The organism is Nonlabens sp. (genome assembly GCF_047636915.1).
GTDB lineage: Bacteria > Bacteroidota > Bacteroidia > Flavobacteriales > Flavobacteriaceae > Nonlabens.
On sequence record NZ_JBLIGN010000044.1, the window covers coordinates 1 to 22,179 of the forward strand.

The following is a 22,179-nucleotide window of genomic DNA, read 5'->3' on the forward strand; positions in this document are numbered from 1 at the left end:
AATTGGTAAATGCAGTATGACATTTTTCAACAGCCTCTAGAGCTTCTTTTTCGGTCATTAAATCATAAGATTTAATTTCTTTTCCAGTTGCTGGGTTTACAGTAGTGATATTAGATTCCATTTTTTTATTTTAATGTAGGCCTAATTAGTTGAACAGTTGGTTAAATAAATATAAACACGTCTTATTTTAACACTAATAAAGGGTTATATCAATATTCATTAACATAGTTATTGATTTATTTCATAACCTCTATTAATAGTTTATATTCCTACCTCTTTCGCGAAAGCGGAATTATAAATCAATTCTAGCCTTAATAAGATTTTTTAGTTAAACGATACTGTAGACCATGTAAAGAAAAATGTCATCATCACATCAAATACACGAGTGTTGCAGCGCACTACTGATGGAGTAATTTGAACCACTTTAATTACGCTATTATATATATCATATTCAAACATAGATATAAACCAGTCATTCTATAAATGTATTGCCAATTTACTTACAGAAATACTAGAATATATGATTACCTATTATTTAATAGTGGAAGTAATAAAATAAGCAGAATTAGAAAAATAAGCAGACTCAAATGAATTATTTATAGGCGTCTTTTAGTGGGTTAATTGTAATTTTTATGTTCCAAATTCTCAAAAAAAAGCAAAATAACTGCAGATTATCTGATGATAGGAATCAATCTTTTAATAGGCTATTTTATCCTAGCCGATGTTTTTATTCAATGGAAACTAACTTCTGTTACTGTTGTATTTTAATATGTCATTGCCCTACTTCTTTATCCAACATTTTTATGGTATTTATTATAATTTACGCATAACAATAGAAAGATTCGTCGCGTGTAGTATATACTCTTATTCACAGTTCTTATATGCTCTGTTTTAAGTGTAATACACCATTATGTGTTATTGAGATATACGCATCAACAAACGCTATTAGAGCATTTCAATGCCTCGACTAGTTGGTATGTATTCCTTTTTAAAGGATCTTAGCTCTTATTTATTGGGGATCCCATCCTGCTGCTGGAAGCCTTAAATAAGTTTTATAAAAAATACAAAGCTGCTTATTCAACTATCGAAACGGTAAATTTACGATGGCTAAAACACGTTACATGGATATACTTATCTACAATTGTAATCTCGTTCCTCCTATTTCTAAGTCAAAATTTAGACCTTCTACGCTTAGAAATTGATCAATTTTCCAGAGTTCTATTCGGCATACTAGTGATTTCTGTATTTTATTTGACTTTTCAGGGCATCCAACATTATACCCTATCTCATGTATATCGATTAATAATTAATAATTCAATGCTAGCTCCTGAGATAGAACTCAACAAGGACAAAAAAAGTAATAACTCAAATGGTTCCCGCCGATTGAATGAAGAAGAAAAAACATAGAAGTGGATATTCTGTCTGTTATAGAGAACGAAAAGATTTATCTGGTACCGAAGTTTAATTTAAAAGATTTAGCTTCTTGACTAGAACTAAGTAGACATAAAATATCAAGAATAATTAACGCAAAGGAAAAATAGGACTTTTATAATTTAATTAATAGGTATCGGGGCAACCACCTTCAAAAAAGGCTTGATGATCCTAATAACCATCGGTTTACTATTCTTGCTTTAGGACTTGAAAGCGGATTTAAAACCGAGCCGCTGCCGCTTACTCCTATGCACATCATAATGCCTTATACTCACTATTCATCATCTATATCGGCTATTGCTCTTCTGAACTATTAAATTAACTGTTGCTCTAAAAAGTCTTTAAATAAGTAAGCCTATAGCACTTTTTTAAACCAAGATCCAGAGTAATTGTACTGATCCCATCATCATTTTAAATTCTTAAACTAAAAAATCCCGCTTGAAGCGGGATTTTATAATGGCAATTATTTCAATTTACTCATCGCCTACTATATGCTCTATAGCAGCAGCAAGTTTGAAGTCTTTTTCTGTAAGGCCATTTACATCGTGAGTAGAAAGAGTGATTTCTAGAGTAGCATAGGTATTATGCCAGTCTGGATGATGCTCCATTTTTTCTGCCTCCATCGCGATGCGAGTCATTACAGAAAAGCAATCCATAAAGTTCTCAAACTCAAAAGTAGTATGAATAGCATCATCATAATAGTCCCATCCTTCTATAGTCTCTAAGTATTTTTCGATTTGCGCTTCAGTTAATTTTTCCATTGTCGTTTTATTAGTTGTCAAAGATATTTTTTATTTTCCTAGAATCCTTACCTATTCGTTCTTTAATTTCACCTTTCCTTGAACCATCGCTTGCTTTAGCTTTTCTATGCCAAAATAGGTGAGATTACCTAACTAATCTTTACCTTTTCACATTACTTGTAGCTTAAAGTTTATTAGCGTCAAAGATGGTTTAAGTATAATTTTTAAATATAACACCGCTTTTGCGAAAGAGTGCTTAATAAAATCTTAATCTTATTTAAAATATTCCCGATGAAAAAAAGGAACTCCTATCTTTATAAAATGATAAGAACCACACTTTTGCTACTGTTAGTTGCCACTTGCACCTTTGCACAAACTGATTCCCTTAAAATCAAAAAAACTATGGACGCTGTGCATCTAAGAGAGATTCCGCAGAATAATCTAGTGATAGATTTAGGGATTACACAACCTAACGGAAATTATGGCGATATAGCCAGAGCTGGGCTTCATATAGGAGCAGAATATCTATATTATACCAACAAGAATTTGGGCTTAGGCATCTCCTTAAGACATCAATACAATGAATTTGGCTATCTAGATTTTGAAAATGATGATGCTACAAACGTTACCCAAAATAACTATAACAATACTACTATCGCCATAGGACCTACTTATTCACATACTAAAAAAAGATTCCAATTGGATGTTTTCGCAAAAGTTGGAGTCGCATTTTTAAATCATCCAGAAAACAGTGTTTCTCAAATAGGAATAGGAAATACGCAAATATTTTCTAGTGAGACACAAAATGAACAAGTATCAAGTGGCTATTTAGAAGGTGGCTTGCGTTTTAATTATTACTTCCGTAGATCTGTTCAAGTGTTCTTTTCTCCACAATACAATACTACTTTGGGAAATCCAATTTCCTATTCTTACAGAGATGACAGTGCTACAACGCTCATTCAACCTCAGATATTTAAAAATATTAATGCTTCCAACTTGATTTTCAGTGTAGGTGTAAAAATCGCTCTAGGAAAAAAATATAGCAATGGAGAATTGCGGGAAGACGACTAACCTTGATGTTATTTAGTAGGTGAAATCGAATTTAAATGGGAAGGTTACTTTCCAAACACAACCTTTAAATACCTTGTTGTGAAGTGACCTATTTACTGATTTTAAATGGGATACGACAAACCCATATTACTATCTTAACTACCATTAGTATTGGAACTCATAACATATTTAATAGCCTATAATCCTATAATCCTATAAAATTATATTTTCCCTTTTTGCAAACAGATTAGTATCAATACGGGTGCTATAGTTTTTATGATCTCGTAAATCCAAGTATCACAAAGACCTATTATTTATCTCAGCATCTACAAAGCATCGTTTGAAAATTAATAGCTAGTTTCTTTCCTCTCCTTGTGATGCTATATACACCTATTTTGCTTTGAAACAGTTCTATAAATCATTTCTATTGCAATGTATGGTAGGCTACAGTAAGGCCTTTTAATTTTATATATTAAAGTTCTTCTATAAATATTATGCATTTAGCCTAACGATAACACCCAAAGTATAAGGTAAAAGACGCTGTATAGATATTTTTTATTCCTATTAGTTACATGAATTTGTAGAAATTATAAATACAGTTCAACAGAAGTAATCACAAGAGCATACAGGTGTGCCCAACTAGAATTAAACATTCCCTAGAGGTAGTAAATTTAAATTAGAACCCTGTATTCCAACAAAAAAAAGCTCTATTCCGAAATAACATCCTGAATAGAGCTTTTAAATTTATCTAATCAGGTTGGTTTACTTGCTCTTTCCGTGTATTTTAAGTTCTCGATACCTAGCAAAAGAAGCAATAACAAGTATCACAGACAAAGTAATAATCGCAAACTTATAAGAGATGATCTGGTCGCCACTGGCATAACTGTGCAGTCCTGACAAGTAAAAATTAACACCAAAATAAGTCATCAAGACACTTGCAAAAGCAATCACAGACCATAAATTAAAGGTCCATCTCCCTTTTAATCCAGGCACGAGTCGCAGGTGTAATACAAAAGCGTATATAAAAATGGTGATTAAAGCCCAAGTTTCCTTAGGATCCCAACCCCAATAGCGTCCCCAGGATTCGTTGGCCCACATACCTCCTAGAAAATTTCCTATGGTGAGCATGATCAAACCTACGGTAAGTGCAACTTCATTGATATAAGTCAACTCTTTAATGTTCAGATCCATAATTTTTCTGTTCTTCTTTGTAGAGAAGATCATTAAAATCATAGTAACTAACCCGAGTATCATACCTAACGCAAAGGGCCCATAACTGCCTACAATAACGGCTACGTGAATCATCAACCAGTACGAATCTAATACGGGTTGCAGATTACCTATAGACGGATCAAGCCAATTCAATTGTGCTACCCATAAAATTATAGCTACTACAAAAGCCGTACTTGCCACAGTCATATCGCTCTTCCTACCGAACATTAATCCAAATGCCATCGTCGCCCATGCTACATAAATCAAAGATTCATATGCATCTGACCAAGGTGCGTGACCGCTCAAATACCATCTCGTAATTAAGGCTGCTGTATGCACAAAAAATAAAGCACCAATAACCCAAAAATGAAACTTAATGACCCATCGTATTTGTTTCATAGGCCTAAGGATCTCTACAATCAATAGAATCAACATAACAATTCCAAACCATACATACCATTTGTAAAGGTTTTTGAATACATTGTACTTATTGTAAAAAATTTCTGCATCTATTTTTTCTTCACTAGGTATAATTTCTGAACCATGGTATCGCTGAAATTCAAAAAGACTGTTCAATGCTGCATTTGCATTTAGGTAATTACCATTTGCATTTCCTTGATTGAGCAACGCGTTATAAGCTGGGAAAAAGTCTCTTACAAAACTGATATCACGCTCGTCTTCAAAGCCTGCTTTTTCCATGTCTGGTGATGCATACCAAGTATTGTTGTCAGCACCTTTTTTAGGAAATATTTTTAAAATAGATCCAGAAAGTACCTGATCAAGAATTCCTACGCTATAATTAATATCTATAAAACCTTGTTGAATACTGGTCTTTACATCAGCAGCATTTGCCTCGTCCAAATACGGACTTATTTTATAACTACCTAAGGTGTTGTCTTTTCTCCTGAAAAAATCCATTCCACGAGCATAACTAGTACTTTTTTCAACACCTAATATAGTTTTGAGAGAATCGTTTTTATAATTCAGCTTTACCACAGGAACATCGTACCACAGATCTCTAAACTGAATCATACTAATTATGGTTTGCTCAGGAGTAAGTCTTACAATACTATCACCTACTTTGGCCTCATAATAATCTCTTTCAGAAAGTCTTCGCAATATTTCACTGGCTAAGGTAGACATAGGTTTCATACGCCCGTCGTCCTGCACCACTACTCTACCAAAACTTTCTGCCTGTACAAGTGGCACCATATTAGCCACTATAATACTATCAGCTAGTCGTAATGGAATAGGTGGCATTTTAGGTGGTTCCAGATCTTCTCCAGAAACACTCGTATTTACCGCAGCAGCATCTTGATTTGTGCTTACTCTTTCTCTATTTTCAACAGCTGTAGAATGTTCACCTGCAGCGTGGTCATGTCCTGAATGGTCTTCTTGAACTTGTGCACCAGCCATACTTGCGGTACATAAAATAAGAATCATCGCAAGATGTTTTGCTTTTCGTTTTTTAACCCTTTCAATTAATCTTTTTAATTCACCAAATCTGGTATTGGGATCAAAAATCAATGCCATCAAACCAAAATACAGTAAGAAGTATCCAATGTAAGTAACTGTTTTACCCCAAAAATCGTGGTTGACAGATAAGTGTGTTCCCAACTCATCTGGATCAAAACCTGCTTGAAAAAAACGATACCCTTTTTTATCTAATACATTGTTCATATATATATGTGCTGGAGTTCTCCCGGCCGAATCGATAACGGTCACTTTACTTTCAAAAGCAGAATATGATTTCTCGGTCCCAGGTTGTTTACTGGCAATGAAATCGTTGAGCTCAATTGAAAATGGTATTTCTCTAGAGATAGAGCCATATTTAATGTATGTTTTTAAACCATTAATCTCGACATCTACATAGTCAGAAATAATTCCTTTCCCTCCTAACATCTCTATTTTTTGAGATTCTTTGCCACTACTTACCGTAGCGAGAATTCCGTGGGCTTGTGCTTTTGTAGGTACAGGACTTTTTATAATCCCTACTTCACCTTGGGTTACAGGATCTGGTATTACAAATTGCATACCTGCTAGTGTATAGAGAGATCTTAATTGTAAAGGTTGTATAGAGTCCGCAATTACCGTTCCTTCCATTTGGTCTGCCATACGTAAAAAGTTACCATTGTATGGGGTTTGTATGGTGTAACCGTTCCAGTTTTCAGTAATATTTATCAATCCTTTTTGCGCAGCAATCTCAGGATCTATGTTCACACCGAAGAGTACATTGTGAATGCTCGCTTCTTCACCAGCCTTAATCAAATGATCATGACGGGAACCTTTGCCAGCTTCGACAATCTTCAAATAGTAATCACTAGTCTCATCACCTTCTTTTAAACCTTCTACCGCGTCATAGATCATGCTATCTATGGTAACCGTAATATTCTTGTTGTAAAATTTAAAGTCTCTTGACGTATTGTAATCGTATTGTGAGATTAATAATTTTTTCTTTACAGATCGTTGCATCGGATTTCCTTCTTGATCTTCTCCTTGAATAATAGCACTAAAATAGGTTTCTTCACTTAAAAAGCTATTTTCCGTCTGTCCTTCCCGTATCAACATCATTCCCTCAAACGACATGTATCTGGTAATTCCTGCTCCTAAAATAATAATAATCCAAGAAAAATGTAAAGTAAGAGTGGCCCATTTTTTCCACTGGAACAACTGGTACCGCTTAATATTAAAAATAAAATTAAGCATTAACCACAACATAATTAAGGAAAACCACCATTCGTTGTACACCCATAATTTAGAAGTAGGCGTGTCATAAGAATTCTCAATAAAAGTTCCAGCCGCCATACTTGCTGCAAAAGCGAGTAATAGAACCGTCATTGTACGCGTACCAAAAAGCAAAGCAATCAATCTGTCTTTCATAGGATTTTTATACGAGCGGCAAAGATACTTCACAAAAGTCGCAACACCATGTCTTGTGAGTCGCATTGAAGTGCGTATTTTTACAGCATGATTAAGATAATTATCATAGGAACTGGTAATGTGGGAACCCACTTATGCCGTGCCATTGAGAGCAACTCACACTCTAGCGGGCTTCTGCTTGTAGGATATTACAATAGAGCTCAAACGGAGGTCTCTGGAATTAACACAAATTTAATACCCGATATTCATAGCCTTCCTGAGTGTGACCTTATTTTACTGGCTGTCCCTGACGATTCTATAGAAAAAGTGTCACAGGAAATTCGTTCTTCACCAGCTATAGTAGCGCATACGAGTGGTAGTGTTGCTATGAAAGTCCTGCAAAATCACAAGAATCACGGTGTCTTTTATATGCCTCAAAGTTTCAGCAAGTCTAGAAAACCTAATTTTGAGGAGATTACGATTTGCTTAGAATCAAGCACTTCAGCTGTAAATAAAGTGCTGGAAATAGTGGCTGTTACGCTTTCGCGAAAGCGAGAACAAATCAATTCTCAACAACGTAAAAAACTGCATCTTGCGGCAGTATATATGAATAACTTTGTGAACCATTGTTATTCTAAGGCTGGAGAAATCATGAAAGAAGCCTACATGGACGCCAATTTATTAGATGCCTTGATGCGAGAAACCTTAGAAAAGGCCATAGATCTTTCTCCTCAAAAAGCACAGACAGGACCTGCGATAAGAAACGACTTAAAAACTATAGAAAAGCATTTAAAAATGCTTGAAAAAGAAGATCGAGAAATGTATCGATCCATAACTACATCCATACAAAAAACACATGGCAACAAGCTATAAAGAATTACTTCACGACATCACGACTTTTATTTTAGACGTAGACGGCGTACTCACTGACGGCAAATTATTGATTTCTGAAAGTGGTGAGTTGCTGCGCACAATGAATGCAAGAGATGGCTATGCGATGAAAACCGCGCTCAACAACGGCTATAATGTTTGTATAATTACTGGAGGCACTAATGAAGGTGTTAAAGACAGATTGGTAGGACTAGGTATCCAAGATGTTTTTCTGAACGCGAGCGATAAAATGATCCAATTGCATGAATATGTGGCAAAGCACCATCTAAAACCAGAAAACATAGTCTTCATGGGTGACGACATGCCCGATGTTCCTGCGATTAAATTTGTAGGACTAGGCTGCTGCCCGCAAGACGCAATACCAGAAGTAAAAGCAGTAAGCCAATACATTTCTCATAAAAAAGGCGGCGATGCCTGTGTACGTGATATTATAGAACAAGTCATGAAAGTACAAGGTAAGTGGAATGTACAAGATGGAAAAATCGTGAAATCCACCTAGGAAATTTAAAATTGAAATTAGATAATTAGTAGGAGATAACAATTGTAAAGCACAAAGACACCACAAGACCTTTCTAATGAATCGTAACCTAATAACTTGAAAATGTACAAAATAGTTATTTGAATTGATATTCAAGAAAATTTATTGGGCTAATAATGTTTTTGAAAAGCTGTTCGTTTGAAATTTAGGTGAGACCGGATAGAGCTACCTCAAAGTCTTGTTGACTAAATCTCCCCTTAAAGTCATGTGTAGGCAGATTTTTTAACTAGTTTATGAAGGTATTGGTTAGGAAATGTCATTATACAATGGGTGTTATCAAGGTTGGAATCCTACTATTAGCAAATAGAAAGTTTCCCTGATCACAATAAAATTAATGCCTAAGCTCGTTACTCTCCATTTTGCCCGTTAGTGCAGTTTCTCTCTTAGTGCAAACTGCGCTTATCGGATATAAATTCTTAAAAAAAGAGTTTTAAAATTAGTTCGTGTTTGTGCTTCATCGCAGAATATTAAATTTCTATCTGCGGAGATGAATAAAGGTTTCCAAGTATTTAGTATTTTGCAAATTAAAAATTGGTGTATTGATACAGGAGGCCTTTATTCTTTGATTTTTATTTTCGATTTTTACAGGAAAACCTTTTTTATATTTCCCTTTTAATTTTAATTTTGTTTTCCCTTAATTCATTTGATGACTGCTTTTTTAAAAATCATACGATGGCCTAATATCCTGATGACCATTCTTACACAATTGGTCATAATCTATGGCTTACTAATCCCTTATGGAGTAGATCCCGCTTTAAACTGGTGGCAATTACTTTTGTTGATAACGGCAACAGGAATGCTCACAGCAAGTGGCAACGTAATCAACGATATTTATGACGTAACAATTGATCAAGTAAATAAGCCAGAAAAGCTTCTAGTCTCTAAAAGTATTTCTGAAAAAAGTGCTTATAACTTATATTTTATACTCACCATACTCGCTGTAGTTTGTGGTTTTATGCTCGCTAACAGTATACATAAACCTATTCTGTCCAGTGTTTTTATAGGAGTCGCTTTTGTTTTGTACCTCTATGCGAGCTCGCTCAAAGCTATGCTCTTCATTGGAAATATCCTTATCTCCTTGTTGGTCGCATTGGTAATTCTTATTACTGGAATCTTTGAATTATTTCCATCCATCACGCCCGAAAACCAACTCGCATTCAAATTCCTTATGGAGCGATTGTTAGAGTTTGGTCTTCTGGCATTTTTAATCAACCTGGTTAGAGAATGGGTAAAAGACTGTGAAGATGTGAATGGTGACAAAGTTGGTGGCAGGAATACCCTTGCTATTGCGTTAGGAAGAACTAGAGCCGCCAAATGTATTGCTGTTTTTACTATGGGTATTGTGATTTTGTTAGGCTGGTATGTATATGAGTACATCTATCCAAATGATATCGCTACCTATTACTTTCTATTTTTAATCATTGGACCATTGCTCTTTGTAATCATCAAACTCTGGACTGCTGAGAATCAAGAAGAATTTCACCTGCTTTCTTCTGTGCTTAAAGTCGTTCTTCTTTTAGGTATTTTATCCATAGGAATCGTTAGAATCAACTATTATTTGAATTAATATCTATGCTGGCACAAAAATTTGCAAACACTGAAATCATTCTCGCATCTCAATCACCTAGGAGGCAAGAACTTTTAAAAGGGCTTGATCTAAATTTTAGAATAGAGACCAGACCAGTTGATGAGGTATACCACAATGATCTAAAAGGACACGAAATCACTGATTATCTCTCTATTTTAAAAGCAAGCGCTTTTAAAAATGATTTAATAGACAGCCAAATTTTGATCACTAGCGATACTATAGTATGGTTTCAAGACAAGCCCTTAGAAAAACCAAAAGATGCTCAGCACGCAGAAAAAATGCTCCAGCTTTTGAGTGGTAAAACACACGAGGTATTTACCTCCGTATGTTTTACAACCATTCAACGTCAACAAGTGATTTATGATGTTACCAAAGTTCATTTTGCTGTACTTACCGACGAGGAGATTCATTACTACGTGACTAATTATAAACCTTTTGATAAAGCTGGCGCTTATGGTGTTCAAGACTGGTTGGGTTATGCAGCTGTTACACGTTTAGAAGGTTGTTATTATAATGTTATGGGTTTGCCACTGCCCAAAGTATATGAGTTTTTGAAAAGGTATTAGGATTATTTTGTTTTCTCCTTTGTTTTGAAAATAGCATTCTACACTAGACCTCATGGCGCTTTCGTGAAAGAGAGAACTATGTAAGTCTTATTGCGGGTTTATATTTCTTAGTGACGAGAGCAGCATGGAGAAAATACCTTTTCAAGAATTTATCGAGCAAGCACCAGATTCGTTATTTGAGAGTGCTGACCAACTTGGAAAAATCACAACTGTATGGACATTGTAGAGTTCTGTAATGATATTAGAATTAAGGTAAATGTACAGCAAATCTTCTATTACTATAAAACTGGATTGCTGTCAAAATCACAAGCATTACTTGTCTGTAAAGATTTAAAAAATAATATTGATCCTATAGAAAAGCAACGCATCCAGCAAACAATAATCAATTCTAAAAATAACGCAAAACACCATTTTTATAATAGTGATCTACTCACCATGAGCAATGCCATTATGCAAAACAAGACATCAAAAAGTGTTCTTTGACCCTTTTATGGTTTTTTGCCTATCTCAAAGTAGAACAGCGAGCCAATCGCGATACATTAGATCATTTTTTTGAAAAACAAATGAAAAACTCCAAACTGTTGCTCAACACTGGAGAGCGAGATCATGCACAGTTCTTTAATAAAATGCACTTAAAGGTAACTAGCGTTGTAGAGAAGATAAAGATCAATCAAGATTTGATCTATTTTCAAAATTTTATTTAGCTAGTTACCCTTAGATACTAACTCGATAAAACCCACAAAAAAAAGATCCACTTCAAAGAAGTGGATCTTATAATACTATTCAAGTACTAGGACTATAATAAACGCTGCTTATTAAAACATCTCACGACTCGAGAAGTGGAATCCACTTTCGATAGCAGCATTTTCATCACTATCACTTCCGTGAACGGCATTCTCTCCCATACTTTTTGCAAACATCTTTCTAATAGTGCCTTCAGCAGCATCAGCAGGATTTGTAGCACCTATTAAGGTACGGAAATCTGCCACAGCGTTTTCTTTCTCAAGTACAGCAGCTACAATAGGACCACGAGTCATGAATTCTACTAATTCACCATAAAATGGACGCTCATTATGTACTGCATAAAATTCCTGTGCATCGGCAACAGTCATTTGAGTTTTCTTAAGAGCAACGATTCTAAAACCGCTAGCTGCAATCTTATCAAGTATAGCACCTGTGTGACCGTCTTCAACGCCATCAGGCTTAATCATTGTAAATGTTCTATTAGTAGCCATTTTATTTTATTTTTTTAAATTGCGTTGCAAAAATAACCCTTTAGTTAGTTTTGCTTGAGATTTATCTAGAGATAATTTTAATCTTATTTCATTTAACTAGTAGCAGGTATGATTCTTTTGATTGTTTAGAATGTTAGATAAACGATTGTACCTTACTAATACTCTTCAACCAAAATACCAAATACCTCCTTATTCTACGATATCAATTTAAAAGCAAAAAGAACATATGTTTCCATTCAAGCATTTCTTTTGTCGATGACATGTAAAGCTAGCTTGTTCATTCTAAAAATATAGATAAGGATACAGCTAGACTACAAAAGAATAGGTGCTCGCTTAAAAAACTTAAATGCTAGCCGTTCCATTTGATAGTTTTGCAAACAATACAGATAAATAATTCAAACGTATCAAAAATAATGGAGAGTTATAAATTATTACGGGAACATCTTAATTGTATTGAGCAATTTTAGGTGGGCCCGAGCAAGAACATAAAGATTTATCGTTTAATTCTGGAAAATTGGAATTGGTGGTATTAACTTTTCGATCATCCAAAAATTGGTGCTTTCTAGAACAAATAACAATTCCAATAACGCTCCACAAGGATACTTTCCCATTAGGCAAAAGTTCGAAGTAGGTTTAAATTGAAATTCTAAGATGCTATAAAAAAAATAAGTACGACAGTCCAAAGGATTAAAAGCTTCCAGCTATCCATCAAAATCATTACCTTTACTGACCTATGAATACAGACCAAATTCAAAGCTTGAAACAAGAGCTTTCTACTCCTAAAAAAATTGTTATTGTTCCTCACAAAAACCCAGATGGTGATGCCGTTGGTTCGGTAATAGCTCTTTACGGATACTTGATACAATCAGGTCATAAAGTGAATATGATAAGCCCTAACGATTTTCCAACATTCTTAAAATGGATGGAACACAGCGATTTATTTTTAAATTATGAACAGGAAGAGAAAAAAGCAGATCTTCTCATAAAAGAAGCAGATTTTATATTCAACATGGACCACAATGCTTTTCATCGAGCTGGACATATGGAACGAATATTAGGTGAAGTCCACGCTACTTATGTCATGATCGACCACCACCAGCAGCCAGATGATTTTGCTACCTATACGTATAGCGATACAGCTATGAGCTCTACCTGTGAGATGGTTTATCATTTTTTAGAGATGCTGTCCGATACTGATAAAATCACACCTGCAATGGCTACGGCTATGTATACAGGAATCCTTACTGATACCGGAAGCTTTAAATACCGTTCTACCACTTCCACTACGCTTCGTGTTGCTGCAAACCTAGTGGATAAAGGTGCTAACAGTGAAGCGATAAACCGTAAAATTTATGATGTAAACACACCTTCTAGAATGAAATTACTAGGTGTCGCTTTAAATAATATGGTGATTCTAGAAAAATACCGTACAGCTTTCATTACGCTTACTCAAAAGGAACTAGACGCTAATAACTTTAAAAAAGGGGACACAGAGGGTTTTGTAAATTACGCCCTTGGTTTAGACGGAGTTGTTTTTGCTCAAATTTTAATAGAAAAAGAAAGCGAATCTATAATTAAAACTTCTTTAAGGTCAAAAGGAGATTTTGATGTAAATAAACTGGCTCGAGATAATTGGGAAGGCGGCGGTCATAAAAATGCAGCTGGTGGGAAATCTGATCTCTCTATGATAGATACCGTGAAAAAATTAATTAGTATATTGCCTCACTATGAAAAAGAGCTTCATGAAGTGGTTATCTAAGACAGTTCTTTCAGGTATTATCTGTGTCTTTATTTACGGCTGCGGTAATAAGGTAGAACCACGAAAACCTATCACTAATGCTACCAGTTCTAGTATTGAAAAATCCATTGAAGACAATAAAAAACTGTATGCTGCCGAAGAGAAATCCATAGAAAATATAATCAAAAGTTTAGACAAAACGTTTGAACGCAGTTCCAACGGATTCTATTATGCATTTATAAAAAAAGATTCTACCATAGGCTTACAACCTAAATTTGGTGATCGTGTAACTTTTCAGTACGACGCTATAGCGCTTAATGGAGACACTATTTACAGTAGGGAAGAACTCTCTCCTATTACAAAGAGTCTCGACCAGGAATATGGGATCTTTAGAGGTATGCGAGCTGCCTTGAAATTGATGAAAACTAATGAAGAAATGATCGTATATTTCCCATCTTATGCCGCTTATGGTTATTACGGAGATAATAATCGTATAGGGGCAAATACTCCTTTCAGAAGTACGGTAAAACTTATAGGCATAAATTTAAAACAATAAATTACGGATAAACATGCTGCTTTACACTCTTAAGAGAAATAGGGGTTTTCGTACAGTACTTAACACCTTGAGAAAACAAATAACTAAATAAATCATAACAAAAAACAAACTAGTAAAATGAAAAAAATCCACGGACTCCTAGCCATAATTGCCCTTGTGTTTATAGCATCATCTTGTGAAGACAAGTATCCAGACGTTGAAGATGGAATATATGCAGAAATCCAGACGAACAAAGGAATTATGTTTGCCCAACTCTATTATCAAGAAGCCCCCATTTCTAGCGCAAACTTTATCGCATTAGCGGAGGGAAAACATCCATTAGTAAACGATTCATTGAAAGGAAAGCCATTTTATGATGGCTTAATTTTTCACAGAGTTATGAAAGATTTTATGATTCAAGGTGGCGATATTACTGGAACAGGAAGCGGTGACATCGGTTATAAATTTGACCAAGAAGTGACTGACACTTTAAAGCACGATTCAAAAGGAATTCTTTCTATGGCAAACTCTGGTCCTGATACCAATGGAAGTCAGTTCTTTATCATGCATAAGGAAAACCCTTCCCTAGATATGCGTTATAATGTATTCGGGAAAGTGGTAAAGGGTATTGAGGTAGTAGACTCTATCGCTATGACACCTGTAGACGGTCAGCGTCCGGTAGACTCTATGGTGATGCAAAAAATATCAATTATACGCAAAGGAAAGGAAGCTAAAAAATGGGATGCCGTGAAAACTTTTGAAGAGGCTATAAGCGCAGCAGAAGCAAAAAAAGAAGAAGCTGCTAAACTTGCTGCCGAAAGAAAAGCAGCCGCTCCAGCTGCAAGAACAGCAAAATCGGAAGATTTAATGACTCTTAAGGCAAAAGCAACTAAGTTGCCTAATAGTAACGTGATGGTTTATATAAAAACTGAAGGAACAGGTTTAAAACCAGCAGAAGGTGTTTCTGTCTTGATGGATTATAGTGGTTTCTTTATGAACGGTACTTTATTTGATTCTTCCATTTTAGAAATAGCTCAGCAGTTTGACAACATAAATGCTAGAAAAGAACAAATGGGCGCTTACGCTCCTATGCCTGTTCAATACAGTTCTTCTGTAGGAATGGTCCAAGGTTTTAAAGATGCAATGTTGAGTATGAATTACGGTGATGAAATCGTCGCTTTTATTCCATCTGACCTAGCTTATGGGGAGCGCGGTGCTGGTGGTGTTATTCCACCCAATACAGATCTTGTATTTGAGATGAAGATCACCCAATAAAATTTAGAAGTTTTGTTCTTTATTAATTTCAAGCGTGTTGTTTATGACAACACGCTTTTGTTGTTACAATCGTCAGAATAAATCAACCTTCTTTATTGTACCAATTACTATTACTCCTGTTAACACCTTTTAAAATCGGCAGGAAAAGGTTCCATCCGGTAGTTTCTGCTAAAAGAGAACTCTCTTCTAGCATTGTAAAATCCTTTTTTTTATAAGTAATTAACAGCATTTAATTTTAAAAAATAAAAACCTAATATAACCGTCTCAATTTATTTGGCTGATATAACAACTTGACTTCTCATTATTAATTTAATAAATAATAGTTAATGACTGCAAAACTTCTGATAGCTTTGTGAAAACACCTTTCCATATTTCTTAAATTAGTAACATGAAAAAAATCATTTATACCAACCTTGCCCCTAAGCCTATCGGTCCATATAACCAAGCAGTATATTATAAGAACGATTATGAAGCGACGCTTTATACCAGCGGTCAGATAGCCATTGATCCAGCAACTGGTGAGTTAAAAATAGAAAACCTAAAGGATGAGACTCATCTGGTCATGAAACATTTAGAAAGCTTGTTACAACAAGTGAACATGAACTTTGAGCACGTTCTTAAAACTACTATATTCTTAAATAATATGAATGACTTTGCAACTGTAAACGAAGTTTATGGCAGTTATTTTAATGAAGCAACAGCTCCAGCAAGAGAAACTGTAGAGGTAGCAAACCTTCCTAAATATGTGAATGTAGAAATTTCACTCATCGCCAAAAACGATATTTAACATGCCTATAGCACACTCAGAACTTATTATTAATCCAGATGGTAGCATCTATCATCTCAACCTAAAACCGCATCAACTAGCAGCTACGGTAATAACTGTAGGAGATCTAGAGCGTGTAAAGGAAGTTTCTAAACACTTCGATGCCATTGAATTAAAAGTAGGAAAGCGCGAGTTTATCACCCATACAGGAGTGTATAAAAACAAACGCATCAGCGTGATCTCTACAGGTATAGGAACTGATAATATAGATATCGTTTTTAATGAACTCGATGCGCTAGTCAACGTTGATTTTCAAACACGTGAGATTAAAAAAGAACTCAAATCACTAGATATTATTCGTATAGGAACTAGCGGTGCTGTACAAAATGAGATCCCTATAGACAGTTTTTTACTCTCTCAACGCGGAATTGGTTTTGACAGTCTGATGCATTGGTATGATAATGATGGTGGGGACCTCGCTTTCGCGAAAGCCGTATCTCAACAAATATCTAGATCAAAACTACATTCTGCTCCTTACGTTGTTTCCTGTGATCAAGATCTTGCTAGAAAATTCCAAAGCTTAGAAATGATAAACGGCAATACCTTGACTAATGTAGGTTTTTATGGACCGCAAAGCCGCAAAATCAGGATACAACCCGCAGAGAAAAATCTCAATGAGCATATAGCCTCCTTCAACTTTGAAGGACATAAAATCACCAATTTAGAAATGGAAACTGCTGGGATATACGCAATGGCAAACCTTTTAGGGCATAGAGCTGTATCTTTGAACGCTATACTTGCAAATCGTACAACAGGAGAATTTTCAATTCATCCAGGTGAAACAGTAGAAAAATTAATCAAGTTTACATTAGACTCGATCGTAGCTTAAAATAGTTGATTAGAGGCTTTAAAACATTCTAATCTTGTTCGTACTTGTGTAGTATATTTGTAACAATGGATAAATTAACAACCATAAAAATAGGCGGTGTACCAGAGCATTTTAACTTGCCCTGGCACTTAGCATTAGAGGATAATGCTTTTGAGAAAGCGGGAATCAATTTGCAGTGGGAAGACATACCAGAAGGTACTGGACTTATGAGTAAACTCCTGCGTGATGAAGAACTGGATGTAGCTTGCATTCTCACAGACGGAATTGTAAAAGACATCATAGGAGGTAATAAATCACGCATTCTCCAAGTTTACGTACGTTCACCATTACTTTGGGGAGTTCATGCACCTGGACAAATTGAAGCAGACCGTACCGAGCAATTGGAGGATGGAAAAATAGCCATAAGCCGTTATGGAAGCGGTTCTCATTTAATGAGTTACCTTCTTGCAAAAAGACACGGTTGGGACACCAACGATATTGAATTTGAACTGGTCAACACGCTAGATGGTGCTGTGAATGCGCTTAGTACAAATAAAGCACAATTGTTCCTTTGGGAACGATATATGACACAACCTTTTGTAGATCAAGGAATATTTAAACGCCTAGAGACTATTGCTACACCCTGGCCCAGTTTTGTTATCGCAGCTACAGAAAGCTGTATCAGAGAAAAAGAAGAAGCCCTTTCAAAAATGCTTTATATTATAAATACCTATACTTCTGATTTTAAACATATTCCAAGTATAGATCGCACTATTGCTTCTCATTATAACCTTCAAGTGGGTGACGTCCAACAATGGTTATTACGCACAGAATACAGCAGTGATCAATTATGGGAAAGTACGGTAAATAAAATAATTGAAGAGTTTACGGCTGTAGGTATCATCGATAGGCTGGTAGGTCTTGAAGATTTAATTTATAATATTCCCAAGATTGATGAGGAAGAATAATGGCGTACCCTTCATCTTTAGCGGGCAGGACCTATAGACTATCTAATTCCAAAATTTGTTTGCCGTTCAATTGCTATCTATAACCGCATCAAAAGAGATGTAGTTGAGGTCATGATTTTTTTAAGAAAACAAAACGGAAAAAATATTTAAAACAACCACATGTCCATGAACCACCGCATACTTTTTGAAGACAACCACCTGATTGCTATAAACAAACAATCTGGAGATCTCGTACAAGGAGATAAAACTGGAGATGAGATTTTGCCAGACTTAATAAAGGATTATATAGGCAAAAAATACAATAAGTCAGGGGCGGTTTATTTAGGTGTCGTTCATAGATTAGACAGACCTACAAGCGGCGTAGTTATTTTTGCACGTACTTCAAAAGCTTTGCCAAGAATGAACAAACTCTTTGCAGAGCAGGAAACGAATAAAACTTATTGGGCCATCGTAGAAGGTAATGTACCAAAGAAAAAAGAGCGGTTGGAGCATTATTTAGTTCGCAATCCAAAGCAAAATAAAAGTTATGCCCATGATCATGAAGTGCCCAATTCCAAAAAAGCAGCACTTTCTTATGCTGTTATAAAAGTATTGGACAGGTATACATTGCTGGAAATTAAACTAGAAACAGGAAGGCACCATCAGATTAGATCACAGTTGAGTAAAATAGGCTGTGTGATCAAAGGAGATTTAAAATACGGTGCTAAAAGAAGTAATAAAGACGGCAGTATTCACCTTCACGCAAGATCTTTAGAATTCATACATCCCGTAAAGAAAGAACCTGTTAAAATTTTTGCTCCAGTGAATAGTAAGGATGCTTTGTGGAAAGCTGTTGCTGAGTTATAAGTTAATTAGACCTTTAGAATTAGCTTTTCAAATTTAACCAGAACCGCTTCAACCACTAATAATTGTCTACAAGCTAGCCTATCTGTCCTGTGCGTTCTTCTCTCAAAAAGGCTCGTCAGATACAAGTTCTTAGTCGGTGGGCTTTTATTCTTAATTTATTTATAAAAGACTCTTCTACACTTTTTTTTAAGAGTTTAACTAGTGCGGGATCTTCCATTCCTGATATCTAGCAGGAGCCATCCTATGCAATCCATTCTCCATTAAACTCGTCGCATCTAAGTTTTAAAGTGAGTAGTTTTTTATTTTAATAGTTACAAATGATTGACGCCTGCACTTAAAAGTAGTTTTGACTCTTTCTAGGTGTAGTTCATCGAATTGATAAGAATAGTATAACTATACGAGCAGCAGCGGAACATAAGTTAACCCAACTGGATCGCCATCTACAGCTCTTCATAAAAGCGCTGCTAGAATAGGCAATAGATATAATTTTTCTGGAATTTATTTATTTTTCTTAATCAAGCTGCTATTATCTATCCTAGAAGTAGTTATAGATTAAACATTTAATTCAGAGAAATCGAAAAGAAAAACTAAAACCCGCAAAGCTATGTGTTTAAGTATACTTAAATACTTTATAAAATTGTTTGGAACAGCCTTTCTTGTAACTGCTTTGATGTTCATAACCTGCACGCTTCTATACGTGTTTGGAAACTCTGCTTTTAAATAGGTATAGAGAACGCATTCCATAATGTCCACAAAAACATCTAGAATTTTACAAACACCTTCACATATCTTGGTACTCTTTTAGATTAATTTAGAGGCTCACTTGAAAACTAATTATGACTTCACTTAAAATCGCATTAGACTGGACTCCTAACGCAAATCATATCGGTTTTTTTATAGCTCAAGAATTGGGTTATTATAAAGATGAGGAGCTAGCGATAACCATAATTGACCCTTCTCAAGATGATTATAAAGTAACTCCTGCAAAAAAAGTAGCACTTGAAAAGGTAGATATGGCATTGTGCCCGCTAGAGAGTGTAATGAGTTATCAAACGAAGTCAAAACCTTTTGATTTAATCGCTATTGCGGCTTTATTTCAAGAGGACTTAAGTGCCATAGCCTGTAAATCAGGAACAGGAATAAATACTCCTAAAGATTTGGATCATACCACATATGCATCTTACAACGCTCGCTATGAAGATGCTATTGTTAAGCAAATGATCAAAAACGATGGTGGCAAAGGAATTCTAAAATGTGTTTATCCAGAAAAGCTAGGCATATGGGAAACTATAGAAAAGGATCAAATTCAATCCACTTGGATTTTCACCAATTGGGAAGGCATACAAGCCGAACAAATAGATATGCCATTGGAACTTTTCAAAATGAAGGATTATGGCATTCCTTACTCCTATTCTCCTGTGATTACTTGTTCTAAACGTATCGTTAAGTCAAAACAAGAGGCCTTAAAGTCTTTTTTACAAGCCACAAAAAAGGGTTTTGAATATGCCCAACAACACTCTGAAAAAGCTGCCGAAATACTAAAACCACTCGTTCCTGAGAAAGACAAGAACATGGATTTAAAGCAATCTATAGAGGTAACTTGTTCCGTTTTGGGTGTTTCAGATCATTGGGGTAAGATGAATCCAGACGGAATTGGTGAATTTTTAAGTTGGCTACAGGGTCAAAAATTAGAAAATCACAACTTAAAAGCAGCCTCACTTTTTACCAATAATTTATTGTAATGACCCACATAGAAGAACTTCATAAAGCGCAGAACTATTTTTTCAAAACGCGTAAAGCCCAAGATATAAAATACCGAATACAGACCCTTCAACGACTTAAAAAAGTCATAGAAAGTAAAGAGCAACATATATATAAGGCACTAGCAGAAGATCTCGGTAAAAGCGAATTTGAAGCATTTCTTACGGAGTACAATGTAATTATAGGCGAACTCAAAAATTACATTTCTAGAATAAGCAAATGGTCTCGACCTAGAAGAGTTAGGCCATCTGTACTCAACTTTCCCTCTAAAGCAAGAATATATCCAGAGCCTTATGGAAATGTGTTGATTATATCGCCTTGGAATTATCCTTTTCAGTTAGCTCTAGCTCCATTGATAGGGGCCGTAGCAGCAGGGAATACCGTGGTGTTAAAACCTAGCGAATTCTCGAATGCAACTGGTCTTCTTTTAAGAGAAATCATTGAAGAAGCATTTGAAAAGGAACATGTTTCTGTCGCTTTAGGAGACGCTCAAACGGCGCAAGAATTAACAGCCTTACCTTGGAATTATGTATTCTTTACCGGAAGTCCAGACGTAGGTAAGTTGATTTATCAAGCAGCAGCAAAACACCTAACACCAGTAACTTTAGAATTAGGTGGTAAAAATCCATGTGTGATTCATGAAAGTGCCCATATAAAGGTAACTGCAAAACGCATTGTATGGGCTAAGTTTCTCAATGCTGGACAAACGTGTATAGCTCCAGACTATCTGTTAGTCCATAAAGATATAAAAGAGCCACTAGTAAAGGAAATCAAAATACAGATTCATAACTTTTTTGGTAAGGAAGTAAAGGACTCTCCAGATTTTCCTAGGATCAATAGAAAAGAGCATTTTGATAAGCTGGTAAAAATGATGGCTGGCGAATCACTTATCGAAGGTGGCGATCACGATAGAGAATCCTTATTTATCGCTCCTACTCTATTAAATGAGCCGTCTAGAAGCTCAAAAGTGATGGAGATAGAGATTTTTGGCCCAATTTTACCTGTGATTAGTTACTCTACAAAAGAAGATTTAGTGCGCTGGATAGATAGCTATGAAAAACCATTAGCGGGATATTGTTTTACGGGCAGTTCTAGGTTTGAAAAGTGGTTTATCAACCGGTTTTCTTTTGGTGGTGGTGTGATCAATGACAGTATTGTACACTATCTTAACGATCGCCTTCCATTTGGCGGCGTAGGAAATAGCGGTATAGGTTCTTATAACGGCCAGAAAACTTTTGAGACCTTCTCTCATTTCAAAGGAGTCGTACATCGCGGCACTTGGATCGATTTACCTGTTGTATATGCACCTTAT

The 22,179-nt window shown here is 35.5% G+C and carries 19 protein-coding genes; 16 read left to right on the top strand and 3 right to left on the bottom strand.

Annotation, left to right across the window (positions count from 1 at the left end; all coding sequences use genetic code 11):
• Positions 1-1,904: 1,904 nt before the first annotated feature.
• The gene (locus ACJAT0_RS08070) at positions 1,905-2,192 is read right to left on the bottom strand and encodes a 4a-hydroxytetrahydrobiopterin dehydratase (protein WP_415181253.1); all 288 of its coding nucleotides are present in this window, start codon (positions 2,190-2,192) and stop codon (positions 1,905-1,907) included.
• Between the two features lie 270 nt (positions 2,193-2,462).
• Here ACJAT0_RS08070 and ACJAT0_RS08075 point away from each other — a divergent pair, with 270 nt between their 5' ends.
• Positions 2,463-3,242: an autotransporter outer membrane beta-barrel domain-containing protein gene (locus ACJAT0_RS08075; RefSeq protein ID WP_415181254.1), complete on the top strand. Its 780-nt coding sequence runs from the start codon at positions 2,463-2,465 to the stop codon at positions 3,240-3,242.
• A 741-nt stretch (positions 3,243-3,983) separates the two neighbouring features.
• On the opposite strand, the gene ccsA is transcribed toward ACJAT0_RS08075, so the two are convergent.
• Positions 3,984-7,313, bottom strand: coding sequence for a cytochrome c biogenesis protein CcsA (gene ccsA / locus ACJAT0_RS08080; protein WP_415181255.1), 3,330 nt, complete (start codon positions 7,311-7,313; stop codon positions 3,984-3,986).
• 87 nt (positions 7,314-7,400) lie between these two features.
• Here ccsA and ACJAT0_RS08085 point away from each other — a divergent pair, with 87 nt between their 5' ends.
• The 6 genes from ACJAT0_RS08085 (at position 7,401) to ACJAT0_RS08110 (ending at position 11,579) form a co-directional block, all read left to right on the top strand.
• On the top strand, positions 7,401-8,165 hold the full coding sequence (locus ACJAT0_RS08085; protein ID WP_415181256.1) for a Rossmann-like and DUF2520 domain-containing protein: 765 nt from the start codon (positions 7,401-7,403) through the stop codon (positions 8,163-8,165).
• Entirely contained in the window at positions 8,149-8,682 is a 534-nt protein-coding gene (locus ACJAT0_RS08090) for a KdsC family phosphatase (protein WP_374002931.1), read from the top strand. The genes ACJAT0_RS08085 and ACJAT0_RS08090 overlap by 17 nt, the downstream gene beginning before the upstream one ends.
• Positions 8,683-9,367: 685 nt before the next feature.
• Positions 9,368-10,288 (top strand): geranylgeranylglycerol-phosphate geranylgeranyltransferase, encoded by a 921-nt coding sequence (locus ACJAT0_RS08095; protein ID WP_415181257.1) that lies wholly within the window; start codon positions 9,368-9,370, stop codon positions 10,286-10,288.
• Between the two features lie 5 nt (positions 10,289-10,293).
• On the top strand, positions 10,294-10,875 hold the full coding sequence (locus ACJAT0_RS08100; protein WP_415181258.1) for a Maf family nucleotide pyrophosphatase: 582 nt from the start codon (positions 10,294-10,296) through the stop codon (positions 10,873-10,875).
• 213 nt (positions 10,876-11,088) lie between these two features.
• Positions 11,089-11,358 (top strand): hypothetical protein, encoded by a 270-nt coding sequence (locus ACJAT0_RS08105; RefSeq protein ID WP_415181259.1) that lies wholly within the window; start codon positions 11,089-11,091, stop codon positions 11,356-11,358.
• On the top strand, positions 11,355-11,579 hold the full coding sequence (locus tag ACJAT0_RS08110) for a hypothetical protein (RefSeq protein WP_415181260.1): 225 nt from the start codon (positions 11,355-11,357) through the stop codon (positions 11,577-11,579). The genes ACJAT0_RS08105 and ACJAT0_RS08110 overlap by 4 nt, the downstream gene beginning before the upstream one ends.
• A 111-nt stretch (positions 11,580-11,690) precedes the next feature.
• On the opposite strand, the gene ACJAT0_RS08115 is transcribed toward ACJAT0_RS08110, so the two are convergent.
• Positions 11,691-12,110: a nucleoside-diphosphate kinase gene (locus ACJAT0_RS08115; protein ID WP_415181261.1), complete on the bottom strand. Its 420-nt coding sequence runs from the start codon at positions 12,108-12,110 to the stop codon at positions 11,691-11,693.
• Between the two features lie 733 nt (positions 12,111-12,843).
• Between ACJAT0_RS08115 and ACJAT0_RS08120 the strand changes: the two genes are divergently transcribed.
• From ACJAT0_RS08120 to ACJAT0_RS08160, 9 genes are all read left to right on the top strand, one after another.
• Complete coding sequence (locus tag ACJAT0_RS08120) at positions 12,844-13,869, top strand: DHH family phosphoesterase (RefSeq protein ID WP_415181262.1); 1,026 nt, start codon at positions 12,844-12,846, stop codon at positions 13,867-13,869.
• On the top strand, positions 13,853-14,404 hold the full coding sequence (gldI, locus tag ACJAT0_RS08125) for a gliding motility-associated peptidyl-prolyl isomerase GldI (RefSeq protein ID WP_415181263.1): 552 nt from the start codon (positions 13,853-13,855) through the stop codon (positions 14,402-14,404). The genes ACJAT0_RS08120 and gldI overlap by 17 nt, the downstream gene beginning before the upstream one ends.
• A gap of 117 nt (positions 14,405-14,521) precedes the next feature.
• Positions 14,522-15,658 carry a peptidylprolyl isomerase gene (locus ACJAT0_RS08130; protein WP_415181264.1) on the top strand — a complete coding sequence of 379 codons (1,137 nt, stop codon included), beginning with the start codon at positions 14,522-14,524 and terminating at the stop codon, positions 15,656-15,658.
• Between the two features lie 388 nt (positions 15,659-16,046).
• Positions 16,047-16,445, top strand: a complete 399-nt coding sequence (locus ACJAT0_RS08135) for a Rid family detoxifying hydrolase (protein ID WP_415181265.1) — start codon at positions 16,047-16,049, stop codon at positions 16,443-16,445.
• Between the two features lies 1 nt (position 16,446).
• Positions 16,447-17,313: a nucleoside phosphorylase gene (locus ACJAT0_RS08140; RefSeq protein ID WP_415181266.1), complete on the top strand. Its 867-nt coding sequence runs from the start codon at positions 16,447-16,449 to the stop codon at positions 17,311-17,313.
• A gap of 65 nt (positions 17,314-17,378) precedes the next feature.
• The gene (locus ACJAT0_RS08145) at positions 17,379-18,260 is read left to right on the top strand and encodes a substrate-binding domain-containing protein (protein ID WP_415181267.1); all 882 of its coding nucleotides are present in this window, start codon (positions 17,379-17,381) and stop codon (positions 18,258-18,260) included.
• Positions 18,261-18,419: 159 nt separating this feature from the next.
• Positions 18,420-19,106: an RluA family pseudouridine synthase gene (locus ACJAT0_RS08150; protein ID WP_415181268.1), complete on the top strand. Its 687-nt coding sequence runs from the start codon at positions 18,420-18,422 to the stop codon at positions 19,104-19,106.
• Between the two features lie 836 nt (positions 19,107-19,942).
• The gene (locus ACJAT0_RS08155; RefSeq protein ID WP_415181269.1) at positions 19,943-20,848 is read left to right on the top strand and encodes an ABC transporter substrate-binding protein; all 906 of its coding nucleotides are present in this window, start codon (positions 19,943-19,945) and stop codon (positions 20,846-20,848) included.
• Positions 20,848-22,179 (top strand): aldehyde dehydrogenase (locus ACJAT0_RS08160; RefSeq protein ID WP_415181270.1); only part of this gene is annotated, 1,332 nt, incomplete at its 3' end. The genes ACJAT0_RS08155 and ACJAT0_RS08160, both read left to right, overlap by 1 nt.